Source organism: Yoonia sp. R78084, from assembly GCF_044595625.1.
Taxonomy (GTDB): Bacteria; Pseudomonadota; Alphaproteobacteria; order Rhodobacterales; family Rhodobacteraceae; genus Yoonia.
In genome coordinates this window covers 2347282-2367786 of the sequence record NZ_CP138993.1, presented here as the reverse complement: position 1 = coordinate 2367786, position 20505 = coordinate 2347282, and the positions used below count along the sequence as shown (strand labels likewise).

At 58.8% G+C, this 20505-nt stretch carries 21 protein-coding genes and 1 tRNA gene; 13 read left to right on the top strand and 9 right to left on the bottom strand.

Translation table 11 applies throughout. The annotated features are described in order from the left end of the window. The first annotated feature begins 5 nt into the window (after positions 1 to 5). A complete protein-coding gene (locus tag SJY29_RS11895) occupies positions 6 to 809 on the top strand; it encodes an EcsC family protein (protein ID WP_400083245.1) in 804 nt (267 codons plus the stop codon). Here the strand turns inward: SJY29_RS11895 and ptsP are convergent. The 5 genes from ptsP to SJY29_RS11870 form a co-directional block, all read right to left on the bottom strand. After that, positions 800 to 3043: a phosphoenolpyruvate--protein phosphotransferase gene (ptsP, locus tag SJY29_RS11890; RefSeq protein WP_400083243.1), complete on the bottom strand. Its 2244-nt coding sequence runs from the start codon at positions 3041 to 3043 to the stop codon at positions 800 to 802. The two genes, SJY29_RS11895 and ptsP, sit on opposite strands and share 10 nt — an antisense overlap. A gap of 36 nt (positions 3044 to 3079) precedes the next feature. Continuing rightward, on the bottom strand, positions 3080 to 4318 hold the full coding sequence (locus tag SJY29_RS11885) for an aspartate kinase (protein ID WP_110278302.1): 1239 nt from the start codon (positions 4316 to 4318) through the stop codon (positions 3080 to 3082). Between the two features lie 70 nt (positions 4319 to 4388). Next, positions 4389 to 5039 (bottom strand): SDR family oxidoreductase, encoded by a 651-nt coding sequence (locus SJY29_RS11880; RefSeq protein ID WP_400083240.1) that lies wholly within the window; start codon positions 5037 to 5039, stop codon positions 4389 to 4391. A 22-nt stretch (positions 5040 to 5061) separates the two neighbouring features. Then, a complete protein-coding gene (locus tag SJY29_RS11875) occupies positions 5062 to 5466 on the bottom strand; it encodes a DUF1178 family protein (protein ID WP_400083237.1) in 405 nt (134 codons plus the stop codon). 62 nt (positions 5467 to 5528) lie between these two features. Then, positions 5529 to 6002: an NUDIX hydrolase gene (locus SJY29_RS11870; RefSeq protein ID WP_110278305.1), complete on the bottom strand. Its 474-nt coding sequence runs from the start codon at positions 6000 to 6002 to the stop codon at positions 5529 to 5531. A 34-nt stretch (positions 6003 to 6036) separates the two neighbouring features. Between SJY29_RS11870 and SJY29_RS11865 the strand changes: the two genes are divergently transcribed. The 4 genes from SJY29_RS11865 to modC are packed head-to-tail and all read left to right on the top strand — an operon-like array spanning position 6037 to position 9729. Next, positions 6037 to 7194 (top strand): acetoin utilization protein AcuC, encoded by a 1158-nt coding sequence (locus SJY29_RS11865; RefSeq protein WP_400083234.1) that lies wholly within the window; start codon positions 6037 to 6039, stop codon positions 7192 to 7194. A 38-nt stretch (positions 7195 to 7232) separates the two neighbouring features. Continuing rightward, positions 7233 to 7976, top strand: coding sequence for a molybdate ABC transporter substrate-binding protein (gene modA, locus SJY29_RS11860; protein ID WP_400083231.1), 744 nt, complete (start codon positions 7233 to 7235; stop codon positions 7974 to 7976). Further along, entirely contained in the window at positions 7973 to 8671 is a 699-nt protein-coding gene (modB, locus tag SJY29_RS11855; RefSeq protein ID WP_400083228.1) for a molybdate ABC transporter permease subunit, read from the top strand. Before modA ends, modB begins: the two co-directional genes overlap by 4 nt. Continuing rightward, a complete protein-coding gene (modC, locus tag SJY29_RS11850; protein ID WP_400083225.1) occupies positions 8668 to 9729 on the top strand; it encodes a molybdenum ABC transporter ATP-binding protein in 1062 nt (353 codons plus the stop codon). The genes modB and modC overlap by 4 nt, the downstream gene beginning before the upstream one ends. Here the strand turns inward: modC and SJY29_RS11845 are convergent, their stop codons facing one another. Then, a complete protein-coding gene (locus SJY29_RS11845; RefSeq protein WP_400083223.1) occupies positions 9730 to 10989 on the bottom strand; it encodes a 3-deoxy-D-manno-octulosonic acid transferase in 1260 nt (419 codons plus the stop codon). After that, positions 10973 to 12097, bottom strand: coding sequence for a UDP-N-acetylglucosamine 2-epimerase (gene neuC, locus SJY29_RS11840; protein ID WP_400083220.1), 1125 nt, complete (start codon positions 12095 to 12097; stop codon positions 10973 to 10975). The genes SJY29_RS11845 and neuC overlap by 17 nt, the downstream gene beginning before the upstream one ends. 185 nt (positions 12098 to 12282) lie before the next feature. Between neuC and SJY29_RS11835 the strand changes: the two genes are divergently transcribed. Then, a tRNA-Cys gene (locus tag SJY29_RS11835) sits at positions 12283 to 12356 on the top strand. 120 nt (positions 12357 to 12476) lie between these two features. On the opposite strand, the gene SJY29_RS11830 is transcribed toward SJY29_RS11835, so the two are convergent. Continuing rightward, entirely contained in the window at positions 12477 to 12695 is a 219-nt protein-coding gene (locus SJY29_RS11830) for a hypothetical protein (protein ID WP_400083218.1), read from the bottom strand. A gap of 64 nt (positions 12696 to 12759) precedes the next feature. On the opposite strand from SJY29_RS11830, the gene SJY29_RS11825 reads away from it, so the two are divergent. From SJY29_RS11825 to SJY29_RS11800, 6 genes are all read left to right on the top strand, one after another. After that, positions 12760 to 13515 carry a glycosyltransferase family 2 protein gene (locus tag SJY29_RS11825; protein WP_400083215.1) on the top strand — a complete coding sequence of 252 codons (756 nt, stop codon included), beginning with the start codon at positions 12760 to 12762 and terminating at the stop codon, positions 13513 to 13515. Continuing rightward, the gene (locus SJY29_RS11820) at positions 13508 to 13798 is read left to right on the top strand and encodes a lipid-A-disaccharide synthase N-terminal domain-containing protein (protein WP_055294178.1); all 291 of its coding nucleotides are present in this window, start codon (positions 13508 to 13510) and stop codon (positions 13796 to 13798) included. Before SJY29_RS11825 ends, SJY29_RS11820 begins: the two co-directional genes overlap by 8 nt. A gap of 1 nt (position 13799) precedes the next feature. Continuing rightward, positions 13800 to 15407 carry an ArnT family glycosyltransferase gene (locus SJY29_RS11815; RefSeq protein WP_400083212.1) on the top strand — a complete coding sequence of 536 codons (1608 nt, stop codon included), beginning with the start codon at positions 13800 to 13802 and terminating at the stop codon, positions 15405 to 15407. 169 nt (positions 15408 to 15576) lie between these two features. Further along, positions 15577 to 16230: a protein-L-isoaspartate O-methyltransferase gene (locus SJY29_RS11810; protein WP_400083209.1), complete on the top strand. Its 654-nt coding sequence runs from the start codon at positions 15577 to 15579 to the stop codon at positions 16228 to 16230. Positions 16231 to 16288: 58 nt separating this feature from the next. Then, positions 16289 to 17653 (top strand): TolC family outer membrane protein, encoded by a 1365-nt coding sequence (locus tag SJY29_RS11805; protein ID WP_400083206.1) that lies wholly within the window; start codon positions 16289 to 16291, stop codon positions 17651 to 17653. Positions 17654 to 17732: 79 nt separating this feature from the next. Beyond that, entirely contained in the window at positions 17733 to 18401 is a 669-nt protein-coding gene (locus SJY29_RS11800) for a hypothetical protein (protein WP_400083203.1), read from the top strand. On the opposite strand, the gene SJY29_RS11795 is transcribed toward SJY29_RS11800, so the two are convergent. Next, entirely contained in the window at positions 18398 to 19843 is a 1446-nt protein-coding gene (locus tag SJY29_RS11795) for a cobyric acid synthase (protein ID WP_400083200.1), read from the bottom strand. The genes SJY29_RS11800 and SJY29_RS11795 overlap by 4 nt on opposite strands. Before the next feature lie 52 nt (positions 19844 to 19895). Between SJY29_RS11795 and SJY29_RS11790 the strand changes: the two genes are divergently transcribed. Further along, positions 19896 to 20474, top strand: a complete 579-nt coding sequence (locus SJY29_RS11790) for a cobalamin biosynthesis protein CobQ (protein WP_400083198.1) — start codon at positions 19896 to 19898, stop codon at positions 20472 to 20474. The last annotated feature ends 31 nt before the right edge of the window (positions 20475 to 20505 follow it).

The following is a 20505-nucleotide window of genomic DNA, read 5'->3' as shown; positions in this document are numbered from 1 at the left end:
GAGGGATGGATGACAAAAGCGCCGTGATGAAAGAGATCAATCCTCCGAACCCGCCCCCACCGCTCAGCGATGCGGCAAAGGCCGAGATTGCTGCTTTGGCCGCGCGTCAACGCAAGGCAAATGGCATGTTGATGACCGCAATCAACTATGTCGGCGGGCAGGTCGAAGACGGGCTCAAAATGTTGCCCGCAGGTGTCCGTGGTCAGATGGACGATCTGGCACGCACGGCATTGCGCCATAGTTTTGACATCGCAAGCCAGTCGCGCAAGGGGCGCGGGCAGACGATTGGCTCCGACCGTATCCACAAGATTTTGGGAACGATTTCAGGTGCCTTTGGTGGTGTGGGCGGTCTGCCAACTGCACTTGCCGAATTGCCCGTGGCGACCACTGTGATCTTCCGTGCAGTCCATCATGTGGCGGTGACCTACGGGGAAGATCCGGATGCGGAAGAAACCAAGGTCGAATGCCTTGCCGTCTTTGGTGCGGGCGGACCGGGGAGTGGCGATGACGGGATCGACACGGCCTTTATCGGTGCGCGGCTCAGTATCTCGGGTGCGGCTGTAAACGGGTTGATCAGCAAAGTGGCCCCGAAGTTTGCCACTGTCCTGTCGCAAAAGCTGGCGACTCAGGCGGTGCCTATTTTGGGTGCCGCGGCGGGCGCTGGCACCAATTACGCCTTTGTCGATTACTACGTCTCGATGGCCCATGTGCATTTCGGGCTGCGCCGCTTGGCGCGCATCTATGGTGAACAGGCAGTCACGGATCACTTCCATGCGGTTCTGGCCGCAGGCAAGCTGCCTCAGACCTGATAGACGAGCCAGTCGGCTACTGCACGGCGCACGGACTGGTCGCCATTGGCGATCGCTTCATCCATCACCGCCTTCACCTCATCCAGATTAACGCGGCGCAAGAGATGCTTGACCGGACCGACCGAGGCAGGGCGCATTGACAGGGTGCGCAGGCCAAGGGCGGCAAAGCAAAGGGCCTCAACAGGGCGCCCTGCATCTTCGCCGCAGAAGGACAGCGGTGTTCCGCTTTTCTCGCAGCGTTTGATGACATGGCTCAGGAAGGCCAGAAAGCTGGTGTCCAGCGTATCGTAGCGTTTGCGCACGCGCTCATTCTCGCGGTCGGCGGCGAAGAAGAACTGTTTGAGGTCGTTACCGCCGATGGAAATGAAATCGACTTCTTCGAAAAACGCATCTGGCGCATAGGCGAGCGAGGGTGTTTCCAGCATCGCACCCACGTCGAGTTTGGAGGGCAAGGCGTGACCCAATTTGGTTTCGCGCGCCATGGCCTTGTCCATTTCGGCGCGTGCCGCGCGAAATTCATTCATCTGGGTGACAAAGGGGAACATTACCGTCAGGGGCTGACCGTTTGCTGCGCGCAGCAGTGCCTGCAACTGCATCCGCAATACGCCCGGTTTATCAAGTCCCACACGGATCGCGCGCCAACCCATTGCAGGGTTCGGTTCATCGTTGGGCTTCATGTAGGTCAGCACTTTGTCCGACCCGATATCAAGTGTGCGAAACGCCACCCGTTTGCCGTCTGCGGCTTTCAGCACACGCGCATAAAGCGCTGAAAGCTCGGCACGGCGCGGCATTTGGGTGCGGATCAGGAACTGCAATTCAGTCCGGAAGAGCCCGACGCCTTCCGCACCCGAGCCCGCCAGCGACGGCAGGTCCGCAATCAGGCCAGCGTTCATCTGCAAGGAGATGCGCGTGCCACATTTGGTTTCCGCAGGCAGGTCGCGAATTGAGGCATAGCGTTCCTGCGCGCGCGTCTGCATCGCGATTTTGTCGCGGAACGCGGCTTGCACGGTCTCATCAGGGCGCAAATGCGCGATGCCCTGATCGCCATCGACAAGGATGGGGTCGCCGTTCAAGGCCTCACGGGTGACGCCTTTGGCGTTGATGATGAGCGGGATCGCCCATGCCCGCGCGACAATAGCGGCGTGACTGCCGACCGAGCCTTCTTCGAGCACAATGCCGCGGATTTTCTTGCCATACTCCAGTAGTTCACCGGGCCCGATATTGCGGGCCACTAGAATCGGATTGTCCGGCATGTCTGCACGGGCTTCAGCCCCTTGGCCGGTCAGAATGCGTAGCAAGCGGTTCGAGAGATCATCAAGATCATGCAGCCGTTCGCGCAAGTAGGGGTCTGCCGCACGCGACAAACGGGAGCGGGCGTGGGATTGTTCTTTTTCCACCGCGGCTTCGGCGGAGAGACCACTTTTGACGTCCTCTTCCATCCGCTTGAGCCAACTGGTTGAATTGGCAAACATGCGGTAGGCCTCAAGCACCTGCACCTGATCGGTATCAACCGAGCGTGCCCCCATCAGCATATTGTCAACGCCCTTGCGCAGATCCTCAATTGCGTCGCGCAGGCGCGCGGCCTCGGTTTCGGGGTCTTCCGAAATCGGATTCGTGACCACAACGCGGGGTTCGTGCAGGTAAACGACACCCTCGCTGGCCCCTTCCTGCGCAATCGAGCCGCGCAGCATGACAGGCTGTTGGTGGCGGGCCGAAAGTGCGGCACCTTCACCGACAAAGGCGCCTAACTCGGTCATCTCTGCAATGACCATCGCCACGATTTCAAGCGCGTAGACCTCATCCGGCGTATATTCGCGGGCCGCTTTGGACTGGACGACCAGCACGCCCAGCACATCGCCAAGACGCTGGATCGGGACGCCGCAGAAAGACGAATAACGCTCTTCCCCTGTTTCGGGCATATAGCGAAAGCCCTTGGCGGCTGGCGCATCGGCGGTGTTGATGACTGTGCGGCTATAGGCGGTTCGTCCGACAAGACCCTCGCCCAGGCGCATCCGCGTCTGGTGCACGGCCTCGGCCTGCAGACCTTTGGTTGCGCATAGTTCGAGCGTCTCGGCATCACGGAAGAGATAGATCGAGCAGACCTCGGTCATCATCGAATCTGCAATAAGGTTCACAACCGCATCGAGCCGCGCCTGACCTTCATTGTCAGCTGCGAGCGCCTCGCGCAGCCGTCCAAGCAGCTTACGGCTTTCGCTTTCTAGCCGATGTGGCATAGCCCCTCCTGTGGAACGGGCTGGCACACAAATGCGTCAGCCCGCTTTTTCCAATTCGAAAGCATCATGCAGGGCTTGCACGGCAAGTTCCATGTATTTTCTATCGATCAATACGGAAATCTTGATCTCTGAGGTTGTGATGACCTTAATGTTCACACCTTCAGCAGAAAGCACACGGAACATCTTGGCCGCAACACCAGTGTGGCTGCGCATGCCGATCCCAACGACGCTGACTTTGGCCACGCCTTCATCAGCAACCAAGTCGTGGAAATTGATCGCGCCGCTGGCCTTGGCATCCTGCATCGCCTTTTCGGCGCGTTTGACCTGATCGGTCGGGCAAGAGAACGTCATGTCCGTGCGCCCCTCTTCCGAGATGTTTTGCACGATCATGTCCACGTTTACGCCGGCCTCGGACAATGGCCCAAAGATCGCGGCGGCGATACCGGGACGGTCGGCCACCGAAATCAGGGTCATTTTCGCTTCGTCGCGGGAATAGGCGACACCGGCCACAACATTGGATTCCATGATTTCCTCCTCATCGCAAACCAGCGTTCCGGCGCTGTCCGATGGTTCCTCAAAAGATGACAGCACCCGCAGGCGCACTTTATAGCGCATGGCCAGTTCAACCGAGCGGGTTTGCAAAACCTTTGCACCCAATGAGGCCAGTTCCAGCATTTCCTCGAAGGCGATCTTGTCAAGCTTGCGCGCCTTGCTCGTGATACGCGGATCGGTCGTGTAGACGCCGTCAACATCAGTGTAGATATCGCAACGCTCGGCCCCGAAGGCGGCGGCAAAGGCCACGGCCGTTGTATCGGAGCCACCGCGCCCCAATGTGGTGATGCGGCCTTCGGGGCTGATGCCCTGAAAGCCCGCGACGACTGCGACTTTCATGCCTTCGCCGAACTTGGCGTTGATCCGTTCGGTGGGTATCTCTTCGATACGCGCGTTCGAATGGGCCGAGGTGGTTTTGACAGGCACCTGCCAGCCCTGCCAGCTGCGCGCGGGGATATCCATTTCCTGCAACCGCAGTGCCATCAGGCCCGCGGTCACGTTTTCGCCCGATGACACGATTGCATCGTATTCGCGGGCATCATAAAGCGGGGATGTTTCATTGACCCAGCCGACCAGCTCATTGGTCTTGCCTGACATCGCCGAGACAATAACGATCACATCATAGCCATTGGCGACCTCGACAGCCACGCGCTTTGCAGCGCGTGCGATACGGTCAAGGTTGGCCACCGAAGTGCCGCCGAATTTCATCACGAGCGTTGGCATGGGCTGTCTTTCGATAACGTCTGAATAATCAGCGCTCCCTTTAAAGCGCGTGGCTGCAAAGGGCAAATAGTTAGTAAGGGTGTTCCTGCCCGTCCCACGTCAGAAAACAGCCTGACGTTTCCAGGCTCAGTTCGGCAAATCTTGCTGCCAGTCCTGCGGCGCTTTCTTCCATCGAGATGTCGGCGCTGTCGCCGCCCATGTCGGTGCGTACCCAGCCGGGATGATAGATGCCGACAGCGATACCTTCTGGTGCCAGATCAGTGGCCAGATTGCGCCCAAGGTTGAGCGCTGCAGCCTTGCTGGCCCGATAGATGTAACTGCCACCGGGGGCACGCGTGTGCGACGCCATCTGCGACGAGATGATCGCGATTTTGCCTGCTTTGGCGCGCTGCAAATGAGGGAGCAGGTGTTGGATCGTGAGGAAGACACCGGTGACGTTTGCAGCAAACATCTGTTCCCACATGTCTGCGGGGTAGCCACCGGCCAGTGTTTGCCCTTTGTCGAGATAGACACCTGCGTTGCAAACCAGAAGATCAATCGGCCTATCCCCAAGACGCGCCGCCAAGGCGGCATGTGATGCGGGGTCTTTGACATCAAGTTCATACATCGGCCCTGCATCAGCCGCGCGATGTGTGCCGATGACAGGTTCGCCCGCGTCAGCATAAAGTCCCATAAGCGCCTGACCAATTCCGCGATTGGCCCCTGTGATCAGTGTCGTCATAGGAGGTCCTGTCTTTGTGGAATCAGTTCGTCTTCTTGCGTGGCATGAAAGGCAGCGGCACAACGGGAATCCCGTCTTCGACCAGTTTTCTGGCTTCTTTCAGGTTCGCCTCGCCGTAGATCGGGCGTTCGGGGACAAGGCCGTCATGCATGTCGCGGGCCTCTTTTGCGAAACCCTTACCGACATAGTCGGAATGCGCTTCGACTTTCTCACGTAATGCGGCGAGGTCTGCCTCGGACGGTTTCGGAGCCGTGATCCGCGATGAGGTGCTCACAGCTGGTGCCATGATCGTCTTGCGGACGTTGGTGGTGCCGCAAGCGGTGCAATTCACCATATTGGCCGCGACAAGCTTGTCGAATGCCTCGCCCGACTGGAACCAGCTTTCGAATTCGTGGTCTTCTTCACATTTGAGGTGGAAACGGATCATCACAACCTATTGCTTACGTCATACTGATAAATAGGCCTTTTATGCAGCGCTGCAAGCGGCTGCTAGCGCAGGATCTTATGTGGCTTGAACCCCGCGACAATGCGCTTCAGTTCAGGCTCTTTGATTTTCTTGGCGGCTTTGGCGGGCGACATCCACTTGCGCCGCCGCTGCTCTTTTTCAGGCCAGTCCGCATGCACATGGGTGACATGCAGCGGATAAACCATCGTGACGATGGGGGCGTTATCTACTTTTTGCGGCTTGCTGTAGCTGAACACCCCAAGACAGAAATCAATGGCCTCACCACTTAGCCCCGCCTCTTCAAAGGCCTCCGTAGCGGCAGCGCTGGCGGGCGTTTGTTTGTGCATGGGCCAGCCCTTGGGGATGATCCAGCGTTTGCGCGTGCGGCTGGTAATCAGGCAAATCTGGACCTTGTCGTTTTTCACACGCCAGCAGAGGGCCGCAAACTGGGCCCGTACGTCTGTCTTGTGTCCGGTCCGCAGCTTCAAGGGGAGCTGTTTTGCGACTGGTTTTGCCATGTTCTCTGCCGCAAATCGCATTACATCAGATTGTATGTCAGACGTTATGCAAGCATCCATTCCACACGCAACCCCACATGCGCGTTTTATCGGTTCCGAGATCTATCGGCACTCCAGCTATGGGGCGTGGCATCCGTTACGCGTGCCACGTGTCTCGACGGTGATGGACCTTGCGCGCAGTCTGGGCTGGCTGCCGCCTGCGCAGTTTATCACCAGTCCCCGCGCCAAGGCGGCGGCGCTCACGGGCTATCACACACCGACCTATCTGGCCGCGTTGCAGGCGGCCGAGGCGGCGCAGAGCGTGAGTGAGCAGATACGCCGCAAACACAATCTGGGCACCCCGTCCAACCCCATCTTCAAGGAAATGTTCCGCAGGCCCGCCACGTCTGCGGGTGCGTCGCTTTTGGCGGGCGAATTGCTGCGCGACGGCGGTGTAATCTATTCCCCTGCAGGCGGCACGCATCACGGGTTGCCAGACCGCGCAAACGGCTTTTGCTACCTCAATGATCCGGTGCTGGCGATCCAGTCCTTGCGCCGCAACGGCGCCCAGAAGATTGCCTATATTGATATTGACGCCCACCACCCTGACGGGGTCGAGCATGCTTTTGCCGATGATGCGGATACGCTGCAAATCTCGGTGCATGAGGTAAACCGCTGGCCGCGGACAGGTGCTCTAACGGATATGGGTGTAGGGCAGGCCTATAACCTCCCCGTGCCCGCAGGATTGAACGATACCGAAATGGCGCTGATCCGCGATGCGCTGATCTTGCCTTTGGTCGCTGATTTCGGCCCTGATGCGATTGTCCTGCAATGTGGGGCAGATGCGGTGGCAGAAGACCGTCAATCGCGGCTGGCCCTGTCAAACAACGCCCATTGGGCGATTGTCGCAGCCCTGCGCCCGCTGTCGCCCCGTTATCTGGTTCTAGGGGGCGGCGGGTATAACCCATGGTCGGTGGGTCGGCTTTGGACAGGGGTTTGGGCGACGCTGAATGGCCACGACATTCCAGATGTCTTGCCGCCCGCGTCCCAAGCGATCCTCGGTGCTTTGACGTGGACCAGCCCGCTGCGCAAGCACTACCCCGAAGCGCACTGGATCACCACGCTGCGCGACTTCCCGCGCGAGGGGCCGATCAGCGATGCTGTGCGCACCGGTGTGCAAACCTTGGCGGCGCGTCGCCCGCGCTGGGCCTGACACTTGCAAGGGGCCGTAAACGCCCCGATAGTCGCGCCATGAGATTACGTACACTTCTGATCAGCCTTGCTCTGTTACTAACCGCCCCTGCAGCGCGGGCCGAGGTTCTGATCTTTGCCGCAGCCAGCCTGAAAGAACCCGTCGACCTGATTGCGGCGCAGTTTGATGATGTTGTTGTCTCTTATGGCGGCAGTGGCACCATGGCGCGGCAGGTCAGTTTCGGTGCGCCTGCGGACATTGTGCTTCTGGCGAATACCGATTGGATGGATGTCCTGGTCGCGGGCGATCATGTGCAAGCCGAGAGCGTGTTTGATTTTGCCAGCAACCGCTTGGTGATGATTGGGCCAGAAGGTGCTGGCCCCGTGCCGCTGACATCAGAGGCGATCTTGGACTCGTTGGAGGCAGGGCGCATGGCCGTCGGGCTTACGCAGGCAGTTCCGGCAGGCATCTACGCCAAGGCGGCGTTGCAGTCGCTTGGCTTGTGGGGGGACTTGGAGGACAAGCTGGCCGAAGTGGACAATGTGCGTGCCGCACTGGCGTTGGTGGCGCGCGGGCAGGCGCCTTTGGGGATCGTTTATCAAAGCGACACGCGGATCACGCGGGATGTTGCCCAGGTTGCTCTGTTTCCGGCCGACAGCCATCCGCCGATACGCTATGTTGCAGCGCTGACCAATGACGCTGACATCGCCGCGCAAGAAGTGCTGACCTATCTGCGCGGACCGCAGGGCCAGGCCATTTTGGCAGAGGCCGGTTTGCTGCCGCCTATGGACGATCCGTCATGATCGACGCGCTCGGACCCGCGGAATGGACCGCGATCTGGTTGTCATTGCGCGTGGCGCTTGTGGCGACCTTGGCGGCACTCCCGGTGGCTATTTGGGTGGCGTATATCCTGGCGCGGAAATCCTTTCCGGGCCGCCAGCTACTGAACGGGTTAGTGCATTTGCCGTTGGTCTTGCCGCCAGTGGTCACGGGGTATCTTTTGCTGGTACTTTTCGGCCAGCAAGGGCCGGTGGGCAGTCTGCTGTACCAGACCTTTGGCATCAGTTTTGCCTTTCGCTGGACGGGGGCGGCACTGGCCGCCGCAATCATGGCGTTTCCCCTGATGGTGCGCGCGATCCGGCTGGGATTCGAAGCAGTTGATCCGGGCTTGGAGGCAGCCGCATCTACCCTTGGTGCGTCGCGTATGCGGGTTTGGCGCACGGTGACACTGCCCTTGGTGGTGCCGGGTATACTCGCGGGCGCGATCCTGGGCTTTGCCAAGGCGCTGGGCGAGTTTGGCGCGACCATCACCTTTGTCGCCGCGATCCCCGGCGAGACCCAGACCATCCCCACAGCGATCTACGGTCTGTTGCAGGTCCCCGGGAGCGAGCCTGCGGTGCTGTCACTGGTAATCGTGTCGGTCATCCTTGCGATGGGCGCGCTCATCCTGTCCGAGTGGCTGGCACGCCGCATGGCCAAGCGGGTGACAGGCAGATGATCACGGTCGATATCCAAAAGCGGCTGGGCACGTTTGACCTCGATGTGCAATTCGAGGCACCCAAAGGCGTAACGGCGATTTTCGGGCGTTCGGGGTCGGGTAAAACGTCACTGGTCAATGCTGTCGCAGGGCTTTTGCGCCCTAATACGGGGCGGATTACTGTCGGTGATGCCGTCCTCTTTGATGCGGCGACAGACCAACAGCTGCCGCCGCACAAACGGCGCATCGGCTATGTCTTCCAGGATGCGCGTCTATTTCCGCATATGACTGTTCAGCGCAATCTGACCTATGGTGGCGACCATGATGCGGCCCGCGTGATTGATGTGCTGGGACTTTCGCATCTGCTTGAACGGATGCCCGCAGGTCTGTCAGGGGGCGAGCGCCAGCGCGTCGCTTTGGGCCGTGCGCTTATGTGTGATCCGCAGCTTTTACTGATGGATGAACCGCTTGCTGCCCTTGATGCCCCGCGTAAGGCTGAAATCCTGCCGTTTATCGAACGGCTGCGCGATGAGGTCGAAACACCCATGCTATACGTCAGCCATGATGTGTCCGAGGTCGCCCGCTTGGCTACGACGCTTGTGGTGCTGGACGCAGGTCAGGTGGTGGCCTCTGGACCGGTAGGTCAGGTATTGTCCCAGCCCGAAACGATGCCGTTGGTCGGCGTCCGCGCAGCGGGTGCGGTGATCACCACCAAAGTTGCGGGGCGGTTGCTGGACGATGGTCTGACCGAGCTTGCCTTTTCGGGCGGGCGTTTGATCTTGCCGGGGATTTTGGGTGTATTGGGCCAAACAATCCGTGTGCGTATTCCGGCGCAGGATGTGATCCTCGCAACGGTCGCCCCTGAAGGATTAAGCGCATTGAACGTGCTGCCTGTTGAGATCACCCGCGTTGAACAAGGGCGCGGCCCCGGTGTAGCGGTCGGGCTGCGTGCGGGGAACGATCACCTTTTGGCGCGGGTGACACGGCGCAGCGCATTGCGGATGAATTTGGCGGTAGGACAGAAGATCTATGCCATCATCAAGGCAACCGCTGTGGGGCCAGAAGATATCGGGCAATAGCTAGGTTGCTGTGGTGCGGTCGAAGAGATCAAGCACATCTGCGGCCAGCGCATCGGTTTGTGCGCTTGCTGACTTGATCGCCTGCCCTGCGTTTTCCGCGATGCGCGACAAATCCGCTGACACCAGTGCAGCGGCAATATCATCGGCCGTTGCGACCGTCATTGCGCCGGAAACCGCCGCCAGTTGGGCATAATCGGTTTTGAAGTTTGCCACCCGCGGTCCATGCAGGATTGCACAGCCCAAAGCGGCGGCTTCCCACGGGTTATGCCCCTCGACATCGCCGAAAGTCCCGCCGATCAACACGGTCTGCGCAAGGCGGTAGATCAGGCCCAGGTCACCGAAAGTATCGCAGAGCCAGACGGCATCGCCCGTTGCGGGAACCTCACCCTTGGACCTGCGCGGGCCAAGCTCTTCAATGGCGTCCTGCGGCATTCTGGGAGCAATAATGAGAAGGGCCCTTGGGTCGGTCTCACGCAGTTTCTGATGGGCATCATACGCAAGAGCAATGTCGTCGTGATGCGCGGGGGCAACGGCCCAAATCGTACGCTGGCCGAGCGTTTCCTGTAACCTCTCCAACTCCGCCGTATCGCAGGCCAGCAATGGCGCGGCAGGTTTGAGCGACCCTGTGACCTTCACCTTGGCACCAAGTGAGGCGAGATGGGCTGCGGTCGCGTCATCCTGTGCCGTGATCATTGCCATCGCGCTGTAAAGGTCACGGTAAAGCCCCGATGCCTTCTGGTGCGAGCGGAATGACGCAGCATTCATGCGCGCGGCCACCATGCATTGCGGCACTTGGCGACCGGCCAGATCGCTAACCATGCCCGGCCAGAGGTCTTGCTCGACCCAGATGCACAAATCAGGGCGGAAATGCTCGAGAAACCGGCGGCGAAAGGCGGGCGCATCAAGCGGCAGGAACTGATGCGTCGTCCGGGGTGGGGCGTTCTTGGCAAAGACTTCAGACGATGTCGCGGTGGTCGATGTCACGAGAAACGACAGATCAGGCCGTTTTTGCCCCAAGCGTTCGATCAGGCCGCGCAGGGAAAGCACTTCGCCCAACCCGACCGCGTGGAGCCAGATCAGTGAACCCTCAGGGCGCGGGGCGAAGTTCCGGCCCATCTTTTCCTGCCAGCGCGTCGCGTGTTCTTTGCCGCGCTGCAATCGACGGCGCAGCACGGGCTTGGCTGCCAGCGCAATCAGATGGCTTGCCGCCAAATAGCTGCGCAACGCCAAACCCCGATGCATGTCAGCCTGGGATGTCATGAAAGGTCTTTTGCAAGGAACTCTGCCAGAAATCCTCGGATCTCAGGGCGTCCACAAACCGCTCGGACGCGCTGCCACCGCCAAAGGCGTCGTGACGCGGGTATGCCTCGCCCCATCTGTTCTGCAAGAATGTCTTGATCGCTGCGGTATCTGTCGCATCGGCGAAAAAAACGGACGGTGATTTGGCGCGATTTGTCTGGCGTGTGCCAATATCAAGGGATGGCAGGCCAAGGAACGGGGCTTCGCGCACACCTGCCGATGAATTGCCAACCATGGCTTTGGCATTCTTCATCAGTTCCGAGAAGTGGGCGAAACGCATGGATGGCAGAACGCGGAACCGCTCTTTGGGCAAGCGGGCAATCGCATCAAAAATGGCAGCAGACCCTGGGTCATTGTTCGGGGCGATGACCACAAAGTTGCGACCTGACTGATCCAGTGCGCCAAAAAGCGCATCGGCTTGTGCACCCATCGTGTCGGCTTCGGAGGTGACAGGGTGGAAAACACAAATGCCGTAATCATCGAAAGGTATGGCATAGTGCTCCCGAACTTGGGCGAGGGTGACGCCCGATGGCCCTGCGTGAAAATCCAGCTCGGGCGATCCGATGGCGCGGATATTCGCTTCAGGCTCGCCCAGCGCCATCACGCGCCGTGCGGCATCCTGAGAAGATACAAAATGCTGGCTGGCCAGTTTGCTGTTACAATGGCGGTAAATCTCGTCAATCGTGCCCGATACTTCGCCCCCTTCGATATGCGCGCAACGAATGTAATTCGTGGCGCAGACAAGCGCGCAGGCAAGCGCCTCTACCCTGTCGCCATGGATCACAACAAGATCCGGCGTGTGCTCTTTGACGAAATCCGAAAACCCGATGATCGTCTTGGCCAACACCATGTCCTGCGGATCGCCGGGCCGCTGGTTGAGGAATTCATGAACCTGCACCCCTGCTGTGCGGTGCACCTCCAGCTTGGTCAGCCCGTAGCGTTCAAGCATGTGCATTCCGGTTGTGAAGAACGATACATCAAAGCCCGCATCTCGCGTTGCAACCGCCAAAGGCTCAAGCTTGCCGAAATCGGCCCGTGTTCCGGTGACAAAGAGAACTGTGCGCGGCATCCCGACTTCCAAATCAATACGCTATCGGATGACCCGATCCCTGTTGCAACGAAGGTTACCGTGGTGTCGCCGGAAAGGAAACGGGCTTTGGCCCCGGTCGCGTTCAGTTCTTGCCCAAGTCGTAAGCTGCGTTTATCTAAGCGCTTGACCTTATCTGGCGTCATCCTTAGGTGACGTGTCTACGAGGCGAGTGGGCAGGTAGGTTATGCAGCGGATTGCAAATCCGTGTAGACCGGTTCGATTCCGGTACTCGCCTCCAAATGAATTTATGAACCTCACCTGACAGGCTGTTCGGTGCGGGATTGTTACCTCCGACACAAATTGTCTTTTTCACTTGCGCGCGTTCAGAGTGTGATGCCACCTGGGCATTCCTTCTAGCTCACGCGTGCTGGCGCACCGGTTCATGGGCGGAAGTTTGCTTCTTGGCGCAGATATCCCGTTCAGCAAGCGACATATGCGCCACGGATGGACCGTTGGCGCAGGCATCTATGCCGTGATCAAGATTGACTTCTTTTGTGCCCTTCGCTAGCCGACAGTCACGTGTAATGGCCCCTGTGTGACTGGTGGGGTTTGGGTCTGGCGCATCGACTTTGAGCATGTCTGCTCTTGCAAGGTGGGTTTATTCTACACTGGCAGTGGCAAAACGAGAGTTCGAGAGACACATGCAAAACGTTTCAATCGTGGTCCCCGTGCATAACGAGGCGGACAACATTGGCACATTGGTGGCTGAGATATTGGAAACCGGCGCGGCCTATCCCCTGCATGAAATCATTTTTGTCGACGATGCCTCGACAGACCACACACAAGAGGTCTTGAGCGCCCTGCAAGCCAAAGAGCCGCGTCTTGTTATTGTGACACACCCTCATGTGGGCGGGCAGAGTGCGGCGATCCATAGCGGGGTCTTGCGCGCAACGGGGACAATTATTGCCATGCTTGATGGCGATGGCCAGAACCCGCCGTTCGAGCTGCCAAAGCTGGTTGCGCCTTTGCTGGCCGATACGTCCGGCAATCTGGCATTGGTCGCAGGCCAGCGTGTGGGGCGGCGCGATACGCTTTCGAAACGGCTTGCATCTCAATTTGCCAACAAGCTGCGCTCGGCGCTTTTGAAGGACGGCACCCGCGACACCGGCTGCGGGCTCAAGGCGTTTCGCCGTGACGCGTTTTTGGTCCTGCCGGTCTTTAACCACATGCACCGGTATTTGCCCGCTTTGTTCATCCGCGACGGATGGGATATGACACATGTCGATGTCAGTCACCGTGAACGCGGTGCTGGCCGGTCAAAATACAATAACTTCCAGCGCGGCATCGTCGGGATCTTTGATCTGATCGGGGTCAGCTGGCTGATCCGCCGACGCAAGCGCGTCAATAAGATGTCAGAAGTGTTGCGGCACAATACAGGAAATTTGCCTCATGTTTGAGTTTCTGAATGTCGACAGTTGGGCTGAATTTACGTGGGTCATGATCGGCCTTGGCGGTCAGATGGCCTTTACCGCGCGGTTCTTGGTCCAGTGGATCGCCTCTGAAAAGGCGGGGCGCTCAACTGTGCCTGTCGCATTCTGGTATTTTTCGATCGTTGGCGGGACCGTATTGCTGTCCTATGCAATCTACCGAGGCGATCCGGTCTTTATTCTGGGGCAGTCCATGGGCGTGATTATTTACTCCCGCAATCTCTGGCTGATCCGTCGCGAACGTTTGGGATAAAATGACAAAACTGTGGGATTTTGTGGTGCGTTTTCCGATCATGATCGGGATCGCGGTGATTTTGACACAAACGCTGCCTGTGCTCGATGCACGGTGGCTGTGGTTTTCTGACGAAGTCCGCTATGCTGAGGTTTATTCCAATCTTGTGCGTGATGGTCACTGGATTGTCCTCAACCTCAATGGTGAGGCCTATCCAGACAAGCCCCCTGTTTATTTCCTGCTGCTCGCAGCGCTTGATCTGATACCGGGCGTCGAGATGCCGGGGCTGATGTGGCTTGGCTCTGCCGTGTCGGCGATTTTCCTGCTTTTTGCGATGCGTGCGCTGGCAAATGCCGTCGGTATCGGCCGTGCGGGGTTTGCTGCCGGAATGCTTGTACAACTCAGCATCTTTGGCATGGTGCTCTTGCTGCATTACGTGCGTATGGATTTGCTTTTCGTGGCCCTGATGATGGGTGGACAGGCTTATCTGCACCGACACTACTACAATGGGGAAGCGGCAAGACATGCCTACCTCGGCTTTGCGCTCTGCGGTCTTGCGGTGCTGGTCAAAGGCCCGCTGGGGCTCTTGTTGCCGCTGGTTGCTGTCTGGGGGGCCGCAGTTTGGGCAGGGCGCGGTGCGGCGATCCTGCGGTTGACGACGCTTCTGGGGTTGTTGTTTTCCGTACTGGTCATGGCGAGCTGGGCCGTTGGGATCATCATGGTTGAGGGCTGGGCGTTTTTCAGCGAACAGATCATCGGCCAACAAGTTGTCGCGCGGGCCACAGATACGTTCCACCATAGCGAACCGTTCATCTATTACTTTATCGTGCTACCCGTTTTGCTCTTGCCCTGGACAGGCTTTGCGCTGGCACTGCCTTGGGCCCGCGTTTTGCAGTGGCCTGCTGCGATGTGGAGAGCCCGCCGCCAGTTGAGCCCTGTTGGCATTCTCGCAATCGGCGCTTTTGCGCATTTCATGACGTTGTCGCTGCTTGACGGCAAAGTCGGGGTCTATGTTCTGCCCATCTTGGTGCAGGTGTCATTGCTGATTGGTGCGCTCCTTGCCTCAGGCTTTGTGCCGCGCGCATGGGTGGGCGTCGCGGGGATGATGGCAATCTTCGGGGCGGCATTAATGGCATTTTCGTTCAGCGAGGAAGCCGCGGCGTACCAACTTGGCGCGCTGCTTTGTGGGGGTCTTTTGATTGTCCTCGCGGGCCTCTTGGTCTGGTTGCGCAAAGCCGGTCAGGCAGCCCTCCTCGTGCAATCGGCTGTGATGGTTGGGTGGAGTCTCCTGCTTGCGGCTGTCCTGCTGCCGGGGATGAATGAAAGCGCATCAACCCGCATCACAGCAGAGCATCTGGGAAGGCTTGCAGAGAACGGCTATACTCCTGTGGCCTATCGGACCTATCCTGGGATCTTTTCATATTACGCTGGTCGCGATGTTGTGCAGATTGATAGCCAGAATGAACTCGTGGCACTGATTGCTTCAGACAGTGCGATTGTGATCGCAGGGCGCAAGCGCCATCTGGACGAACTTGATCTGACGGGTTTTGAGCTTCTCGATAGCCGTGAAATCAACGGGGCAGGTGGCCGCTACGAGGTTGTCAGCCGCAGCGCGCGGCCATCCAACTAATGCTGCCCAGGCAGGCATCTGCGAGCGCAGGCGCGTAAAGAGATGACAAAGATGCAGCGCAGGCGGCGGGCTTTGTCTTGCTGTGCTGGTTTATGCGATGTTCAATGTTGCCGTGTCGTGCCATCTATGGCATGAGACATCAAACAAACTGAACGAAAGAGTTTAGATCGTGACTGACTATACCTCCCGCCGCACAATGATGGTCGATTCACAGGTGCGCCCTTCGGACGTGACAAAATTCCCAATCATTGATGCAATGTTGTCGGTACCACGCGAAGCGTTTGTGCCGGACGGCAAACGCGAAGCGGCCTATGTTGGTGAAAACCTTGAAATTGGCGGTGGTCGCGTTCTGCTCGAACCGCGCACTTTGGCCAAAATGATTGACGCGCTGGATATCCAGCCAAGTCACGTTGTGCTCGATGTGGCCTGTGGACTTGGGTATTCGACGGCTGTCCTGGCTCACATGTGCGACTTTGTTGTGGCCATTGAAGATGACGAGGCACGCGCCGAAGAAGCGCAAACGCTTCTTTCGGGGCAGGGCGTTGACAATGCGGCGGTGATGTTTGGCCCGTTGGCAGACGGTGCGGCCAAGTCCGGACCCTATGACGTGATCATCCTGCAAGGTGGTGCAGAGCAAGTCCCTGCGGCGATTTTGGACCAGTTGCGCGAAGGTGGCCGGATTGCCGCTGTGTTTGCAGAAGGGACGCTCGGCGTGGTGCGCATTGGCCATAAGATTGACGGCGTCGTGAACTGGCGCTTTTCGTTCAATGCCAGCGCACCTGTGCTGAAGGGTTTTGAAAAGGACCGCGCTTTTGCACTCTAAAGAGTGATCAATCGCGTGCGTCATGACGTACATACTTATAAAAGCTTTGGAGTTTCGCATGATGAGATCTAAGGGACTGGCCGTTGTCGCGATCGCGCTGACATTTATCGGCGCACCCGCATTGAAGGCGGATACTCTGGCTGATGCCTTGGCCGCCGCTTACAATAATTCCGGCCTGCTCGAGCAGAACCGCGCTCTGTTGCGCGCCGCTGACGAAGGTGTGGCCCAATCCGTTGCGGCAACCTTGCCTGTGATCAACTGGTCGATTTCGGCCACGAGAAGGCGCGTTGAAGTGCCTGTGGTGACGACAACGGACTCTGTTCTGGCGCAGATTTCGGGTGATGTGACATTGTTTGACTTTGGTGTCGGGCGGCTTGGAATCGAGGCCCAGAAAGAAGTGGTGCTTGGCACACGGCAGTCGCTGCGGGGCGTTGAGCAGGATGTGCTGCTGCGCGCGGTGCAGGCCTATATGAATGTCCTGAGTGCAGGCGAATTTGTCCAGTTGCGCCAGAACAACGTGCGCCTGATCACGCAGGAATTCCGCGCCGCACAGGACCGGTTCGAGGTCGGTGAAGTGACGCGGACAGATGTCGCTCTTGCTGAGGCGCGGCTTGCCGCTGCACGCAGCCTGTTGGCAGCAGCGCAGGGCGATCTAGCGCAAGCAGCCGAGGAATATCAGGCGGCGATCGGCCGCGCGCCAGCTGGTCCACGGACCGTCAGCCCCGCGCCGGTGTCGCGCACGCTTGATGATGCCAAGGCCTTTGCCGTGCGCAACCACCCCAGCGTACTTGAGGCGCAGCATTCGGTTGCCGCGGCAGAGATCAACATCCGGCGCGCCGAATCTGCCACGCGACCTTCGGTTTCCTTGAACGGTTCGGTGAGCACGGACGACGAAGCAAACACCTCTGCCCAGGTTGGCCTGAGCATTGGCGGCCCGATCTATCGCGGTGGCCAGATCCTCAGCCAGTTCCGCCAAGTGCAGGCCAACCGTGATGCGGCCCGTTCTGGGTTGCACCTGCGTGTGATGGCTGTCGAACAAGAGGTGGGCAATGCTTTTGCCTCGCTGCAGGTGGCGCAGGCATCACGTCAGGCGTCCGAACAGCAGATCCGCGCGGCCAGCGTTGCATTTGAAGGTGTGCGCGAGGAAGCGACCCTTGGGTCGCGCACCACATTGGACGTGTTGAACGCAGAACAGGAACTGCTTGATGCGCGTGCGAACCGGATTGCTGCCCAGTCAAACGAAGTGATTGCCTCTTATGCACTTTTGTCCGCCATGGGGCTTTTGACAGCTGATCATTTGAACCTGCCGGTGCAGCAATATGATCCATCGGCCTACTATAATCTGGTCAAAGATGCGCCATCTGCCGTCTCGTCTCAGGGGGCGGCGCTGGACCGTGTTTTGCAAGCGATTGGAAAAGATTAATCGCACAGTTGTTCGAGGCATCGGCCTTCGCTAAAATTCTGCAACTGGGTGCAAATTCGGGATGAGCAGGATGTCAAGAATGGCGCATGATGAAGACATTGATGACCTTGTTTCGTCAGTGCGTGATTTCGTCTCGCATAAAGAACCGCAGCGTTCACGGTCGCGGATCCTGTTAGACCGTCTTATCCTGACGCCTGACCTGCGTATCGACGGAGGTAATCAACCGGAAAGCCCAACAAATGCGGCCCAGAATGGTGGATCACCGCCAGTCGCGGTGAAGACGCTGCCACCGGTCAAGACCTATGACAAGGCAGGTCTGGAAGCCACGATTGCAGAGCTTGAGGCCGCAGTGACAGCGCAGTTTGATGACTGGGAGGCCGACGAGGGTGAGCGCTTTGCCAAGGCGGCATGGGCCGCCAGCGCGTTCCAGAAGCCGCAGACTGATTCGTCAGAAGCTGCTGAACCAGAGCCGCCTTTTGTGCATGCCGTGCAGAAGACTGATGCGGTCGCGCCACAGTCCTTGCAGCCGTCATTACCTAATCAATCCACCGTCGAAGCGACGAAAGATGCTGTTGTGGCCTCTGTGATGTCCGGCCTTGATGATAAGGCGCTGCGTCGCCTCGTGGCCGAGATTGTCCATGAGGAACTGGGCGGAGAGCTTGGTGAACGGATCACCCGCAATGTGCGCAAACTGGTCCGACGCGAGATCAACCGCGTTCTGACCAGCCGTGAAATGGGCCAAGACTAATGCGCCAAGCCAAGTAGCGCGTCGATATCCATGTGGGTTTCCAGATGGTCGGCCAGTGCGTCAAGCGTGTCTGTCACGCTTTGCGCATAGTCATGATGTGTGACGGGTTTGCCGATATCCGCCAGAAACGCCGCGCGGAAAGCATCCGCGGCGAACAACCCGTGCAGATAGCACCCCATCACCCGCCCGTCAGGGGATGCCGCCCCTTCACCGCGCCCATCCAACGACAGCCACGCGCGTGTGCAGTCGGGGCCGTCCGTCTGGCCGATATGGATCTCATAGCCGCTGACCTCGTCCCCGCTGGGCAAATAGGAGGCGTTTGACAGGGCCAGCCTCTTTTGCGGGGCCATCACAGTGCGAACGTCCAAAAGGCCCAAACCGCTGACGCGTGAAGGGGGGCCTTCGATCCCGTCATCGTCGATAATCTCTTTGCCCAGCATCTGGTAGCCGCCACAAATGCCCAAGACATGCCCGCCGCGTCGCACATGGGCCTGCAAGTCAATGTCCCACCCTTGCGCGCGGAAATGCGCCAGATCGGCAATCGTGGATTTGGACCCTGGAATGATGACAAGATCAGCATCACCGGGAAGGGGGCGGCCTGCCTCGATGATCTCAACGGTCACATCAGGTGTCGCGGTAAGCGGGTCGAGGTCATCAAAATTCGCGATACGGTTCAGGCGTGGTACAGCGATCTTGATGGCACCGCCTTTGCGGCTGGCGATGTCCATGACGTCTTCGGCAGGCAGTTTCCACGCATCCGCAAACCATGGCACAATACCGAGAGGCGTCCACTCTGTGCGCGCGGCGATAATATCCATGCCCGCCGCAAAGAGCGTGGGATCACCGCGGAATTTATTGATGGCAAAGCCTTTGATCAGGGCCAAGTCCTCAGGTGGCAGGATCGCATGAGTGCCCACCAGTTGTGCAATTACACCGCCACGGTCAATATCGCCTACAAGGACCACAGGCACATTGGCAGCCGAGGCAAAGCCCATATTGGCAATATCGCCTGTGCGCAGGTTCACTTCGGCGGGACTTCCGGCGCCCTCGACAATTACCAGATCACGGCCCAAGCCAATCCGCTGGAAACTCTCCAATACAGGCGGCAGCAGTTTCGCTTTCTGCTTGCCGTAGTCGCGCGCCTTCATCGTGGCAAAGCGTTTGCCCTGCACGATCACCTGCGCGCCGATATCTGTTTCAGGTTTCAAAAGCACCGGGTTCATATCAACCATCGGTTCCAGCCCGCTGGCCAAGGCCTGCAACGCCTGCGCGCGCCCGATCTCGCCGCCATCAGCGGTGACGGCTGCGTTGTTGGACATGTTCTGTGGTTTGAACGGGGCGACAGACATGCCGCGTTTGACACAGGCCCGCGCGATGCCCGCCACGAGCATGGATTTGCCCACGTTCGAGCCAGCCCCCTGGATCATGATCGCTCTGGTCATTGGTGCTCCTTTAGCTAACTTCATAGGGGCGCAGAGGGCGCGGGGAAAGAGCATGAACACGCCAGCGCATCTGATTTTTGGTCTTACTGCCTTTGGGAAGGCAGAGCGCCCTGCAATCACGAGGGCCGCTTTTGCCGGTGCCTTGATCCCTGACCTGTCGCTCTATGTGCTGGCGGGTTGGCACCTGCTTCTTTTGGGTACATCGCCCGATATCGTTTTTGGCCAGCTTTACTATTCGGCCGCGTGGCAAAGCATCTTCCGGATCGACAATTCCTTTATCATATGGGGGATCGCACTTGCGCTTGCGGGGCTTTACCGCGCGCCTGTGATGATCGCGCTGTGTGGCGCTGCGTTGCTGCATCTGGGGTTTGATTTTTTGCTGCACAACGATGACGCGCGTGCGCATTTCTGGCCGATGAGTAATTGGGTCTTTCAGAGCCCCGTAAGCTATTGGGATCCACGGCACTACGGCAATATCGCGGGCGCGATTGAGGTGGCCTTGTCACTGTTGTGTTGCGGTATTCTTTGGCGACGCTATCGGGGCCCTTGGATGCGCGGATTGATTGCACTGCTGGGTGTGAGTGAATTCGCACCCTTTGTTCTGTTCGCGATCATGTTCGCAGGACCGTAAACAAAAAACGCGGCCCATTGGGCCGCGTCTT

What these genes read in the sequence shown, in the direction of transcription:
- SJY29_RS11845 (WP_400083223.1), bottom strand. Translation starts at nt 10,989, where the DNA reads ATGACATCCCAGGCTGACATGCATCGGGGTTTGGCGTTGCGCAGCTAT.
- SJY29_RS11795 (WP_400083200.1), bottom strand. Translation starts at nt 19,843, where the DNA reads ATGACCAGAGCGATCATGATCCAGGGGGCTGGCTCGAACGTGGGCAAA.
- SJY29_RS11800 (WP_400083203.1), top strand. Translation starts at nt 17,733, where the DNA reads ATGGCGCATGATGAAGACATTGATGACCTTGTTTCGTCAGTGCGTGAT.
- SJY29_RS11895 (WP_400083245.1), top strand. Translation starts at nt 6, where the DNA reads ATGGATGACAAAAGCGCCGTGATGAAAGAGATCAATCCTCCGAACCCG.
- SJY29_RS11805 (WP_400083206.1), top strand. Translation starts at nt 16,289, where the DNA reads ATGATGAGATCTAAGGGACTGGCCGTTGTCGCGATCGCGCTGACATTT.
- SJY29_RS11875 (WP_400083237.1), bottom strand. Translation starts at nt 5,466, where the DNA reads ATGATCCGTTTCCACCTCAAATGTGAAGAAGACCACGAATTCGAAAGC.
- SJY29_RS11870 (WP_110278305.1), bottom strand. Translation starts at nt 6,002, where the DNA reads ATGGCAAAACCAGTCGCAAAACAGCTCCCCTTGAAGCTGCGGACCGGA.
- SJY29_RS11815 (WP_400083212.1), top strand. Translation starts at nt 13,800, where the DNA reads ATGACAAAACTGTGGGATTTTGTGGTGCGTTTTCCGATCATGATCGGG.
- SJY29_RS11825 (WP_400083215.1), top strand. Translation starts at nt 12,760, where the DNA reads ATGCAAAACGTTTCAATCGTGGTCCCCGTGCATAACGAGGCGGACAAC.
- SJY29_RS11865 (WP_400083234.1), top strand. Translation starts at nt 6,037, where the DNA reads ATGTCAGACGTTATGCAAGCATCCATTCCACACGCAACCCCACATGCG.
- neuC (WP_400083220.1), bottom strand. Translation starts at nt 12,097, where the DNA reads ATGCCGCGCACAGTTCTCTTTGTCACCGGAACACGGGCCGATTTCGGC.
- SJY29_RS11885 (WP_110278302.1), bottom strand. Translation starts at nt 4,318, where the DNA reads ATGCCAACGCTCGTGATGAAATTCGGCGGCACTTCGGTGGCCAACCTT.
- modB (WP_400083228.1), top strand. Translation starts at nt 7,973, where the DNA reads ATGATCGACGCGCTCGGACCCGCGGAATGGACCGCGATCTGGTTGTCA.
- SJY29_RS11880 (WP_400083240.1), bottom strand. Translation starts at nt 5,039, where the DNA reads ATGACGACACTGATCACAGGGGCCAATCGCGGAATTGGTCAGGCGCTT.
- modA (WP_400083231.1), top strand. Translation starts at nt 7,233, where the DNA reads ATGAGATTACGTACACTTCTGATCAGCCTTGCTCTGTTACTAACCGCC.
- ptsP (WP_400083243.1), bottom strand. Translation starts at nt 3,043, where the DNA reads ATGCCACATCGGCTAGAAAGCGAAAGCCGTAAGCTGCTTGGACGGCTG.
- SJY29_RS11790 (WP_400083198.1), top strand. Translation starts at nt 19,896, where the DNA reads ATGAACACGCCAGCGCATCTGATTTTTGGTCTTACTGCCTTTGGGAAG.
- modC (WP_400083225.1), top strand. Translation starts at nt 8,668, where the DNA reads ATGATCACGGTCGATATCCAAAAGCGGCTGGGCACGTTTGACCTCGAT.
- SJY29_RS11820 (WP_055294178.1), top strand. Translation starts at nt 13,508, where the DNA reads ATGTTTGAGTTTCTGAATGTCGACAGTTGGGCTGAATTTACGTGGGTC.
- SJY29_RS11830 (WP_400083218.1), bottom strand. Translation starts at nt 12,695, where the DNA reads ATGCTCAAAGTCGATGCGCCAGACCCAAACCCCACCAGTCACACAGGG.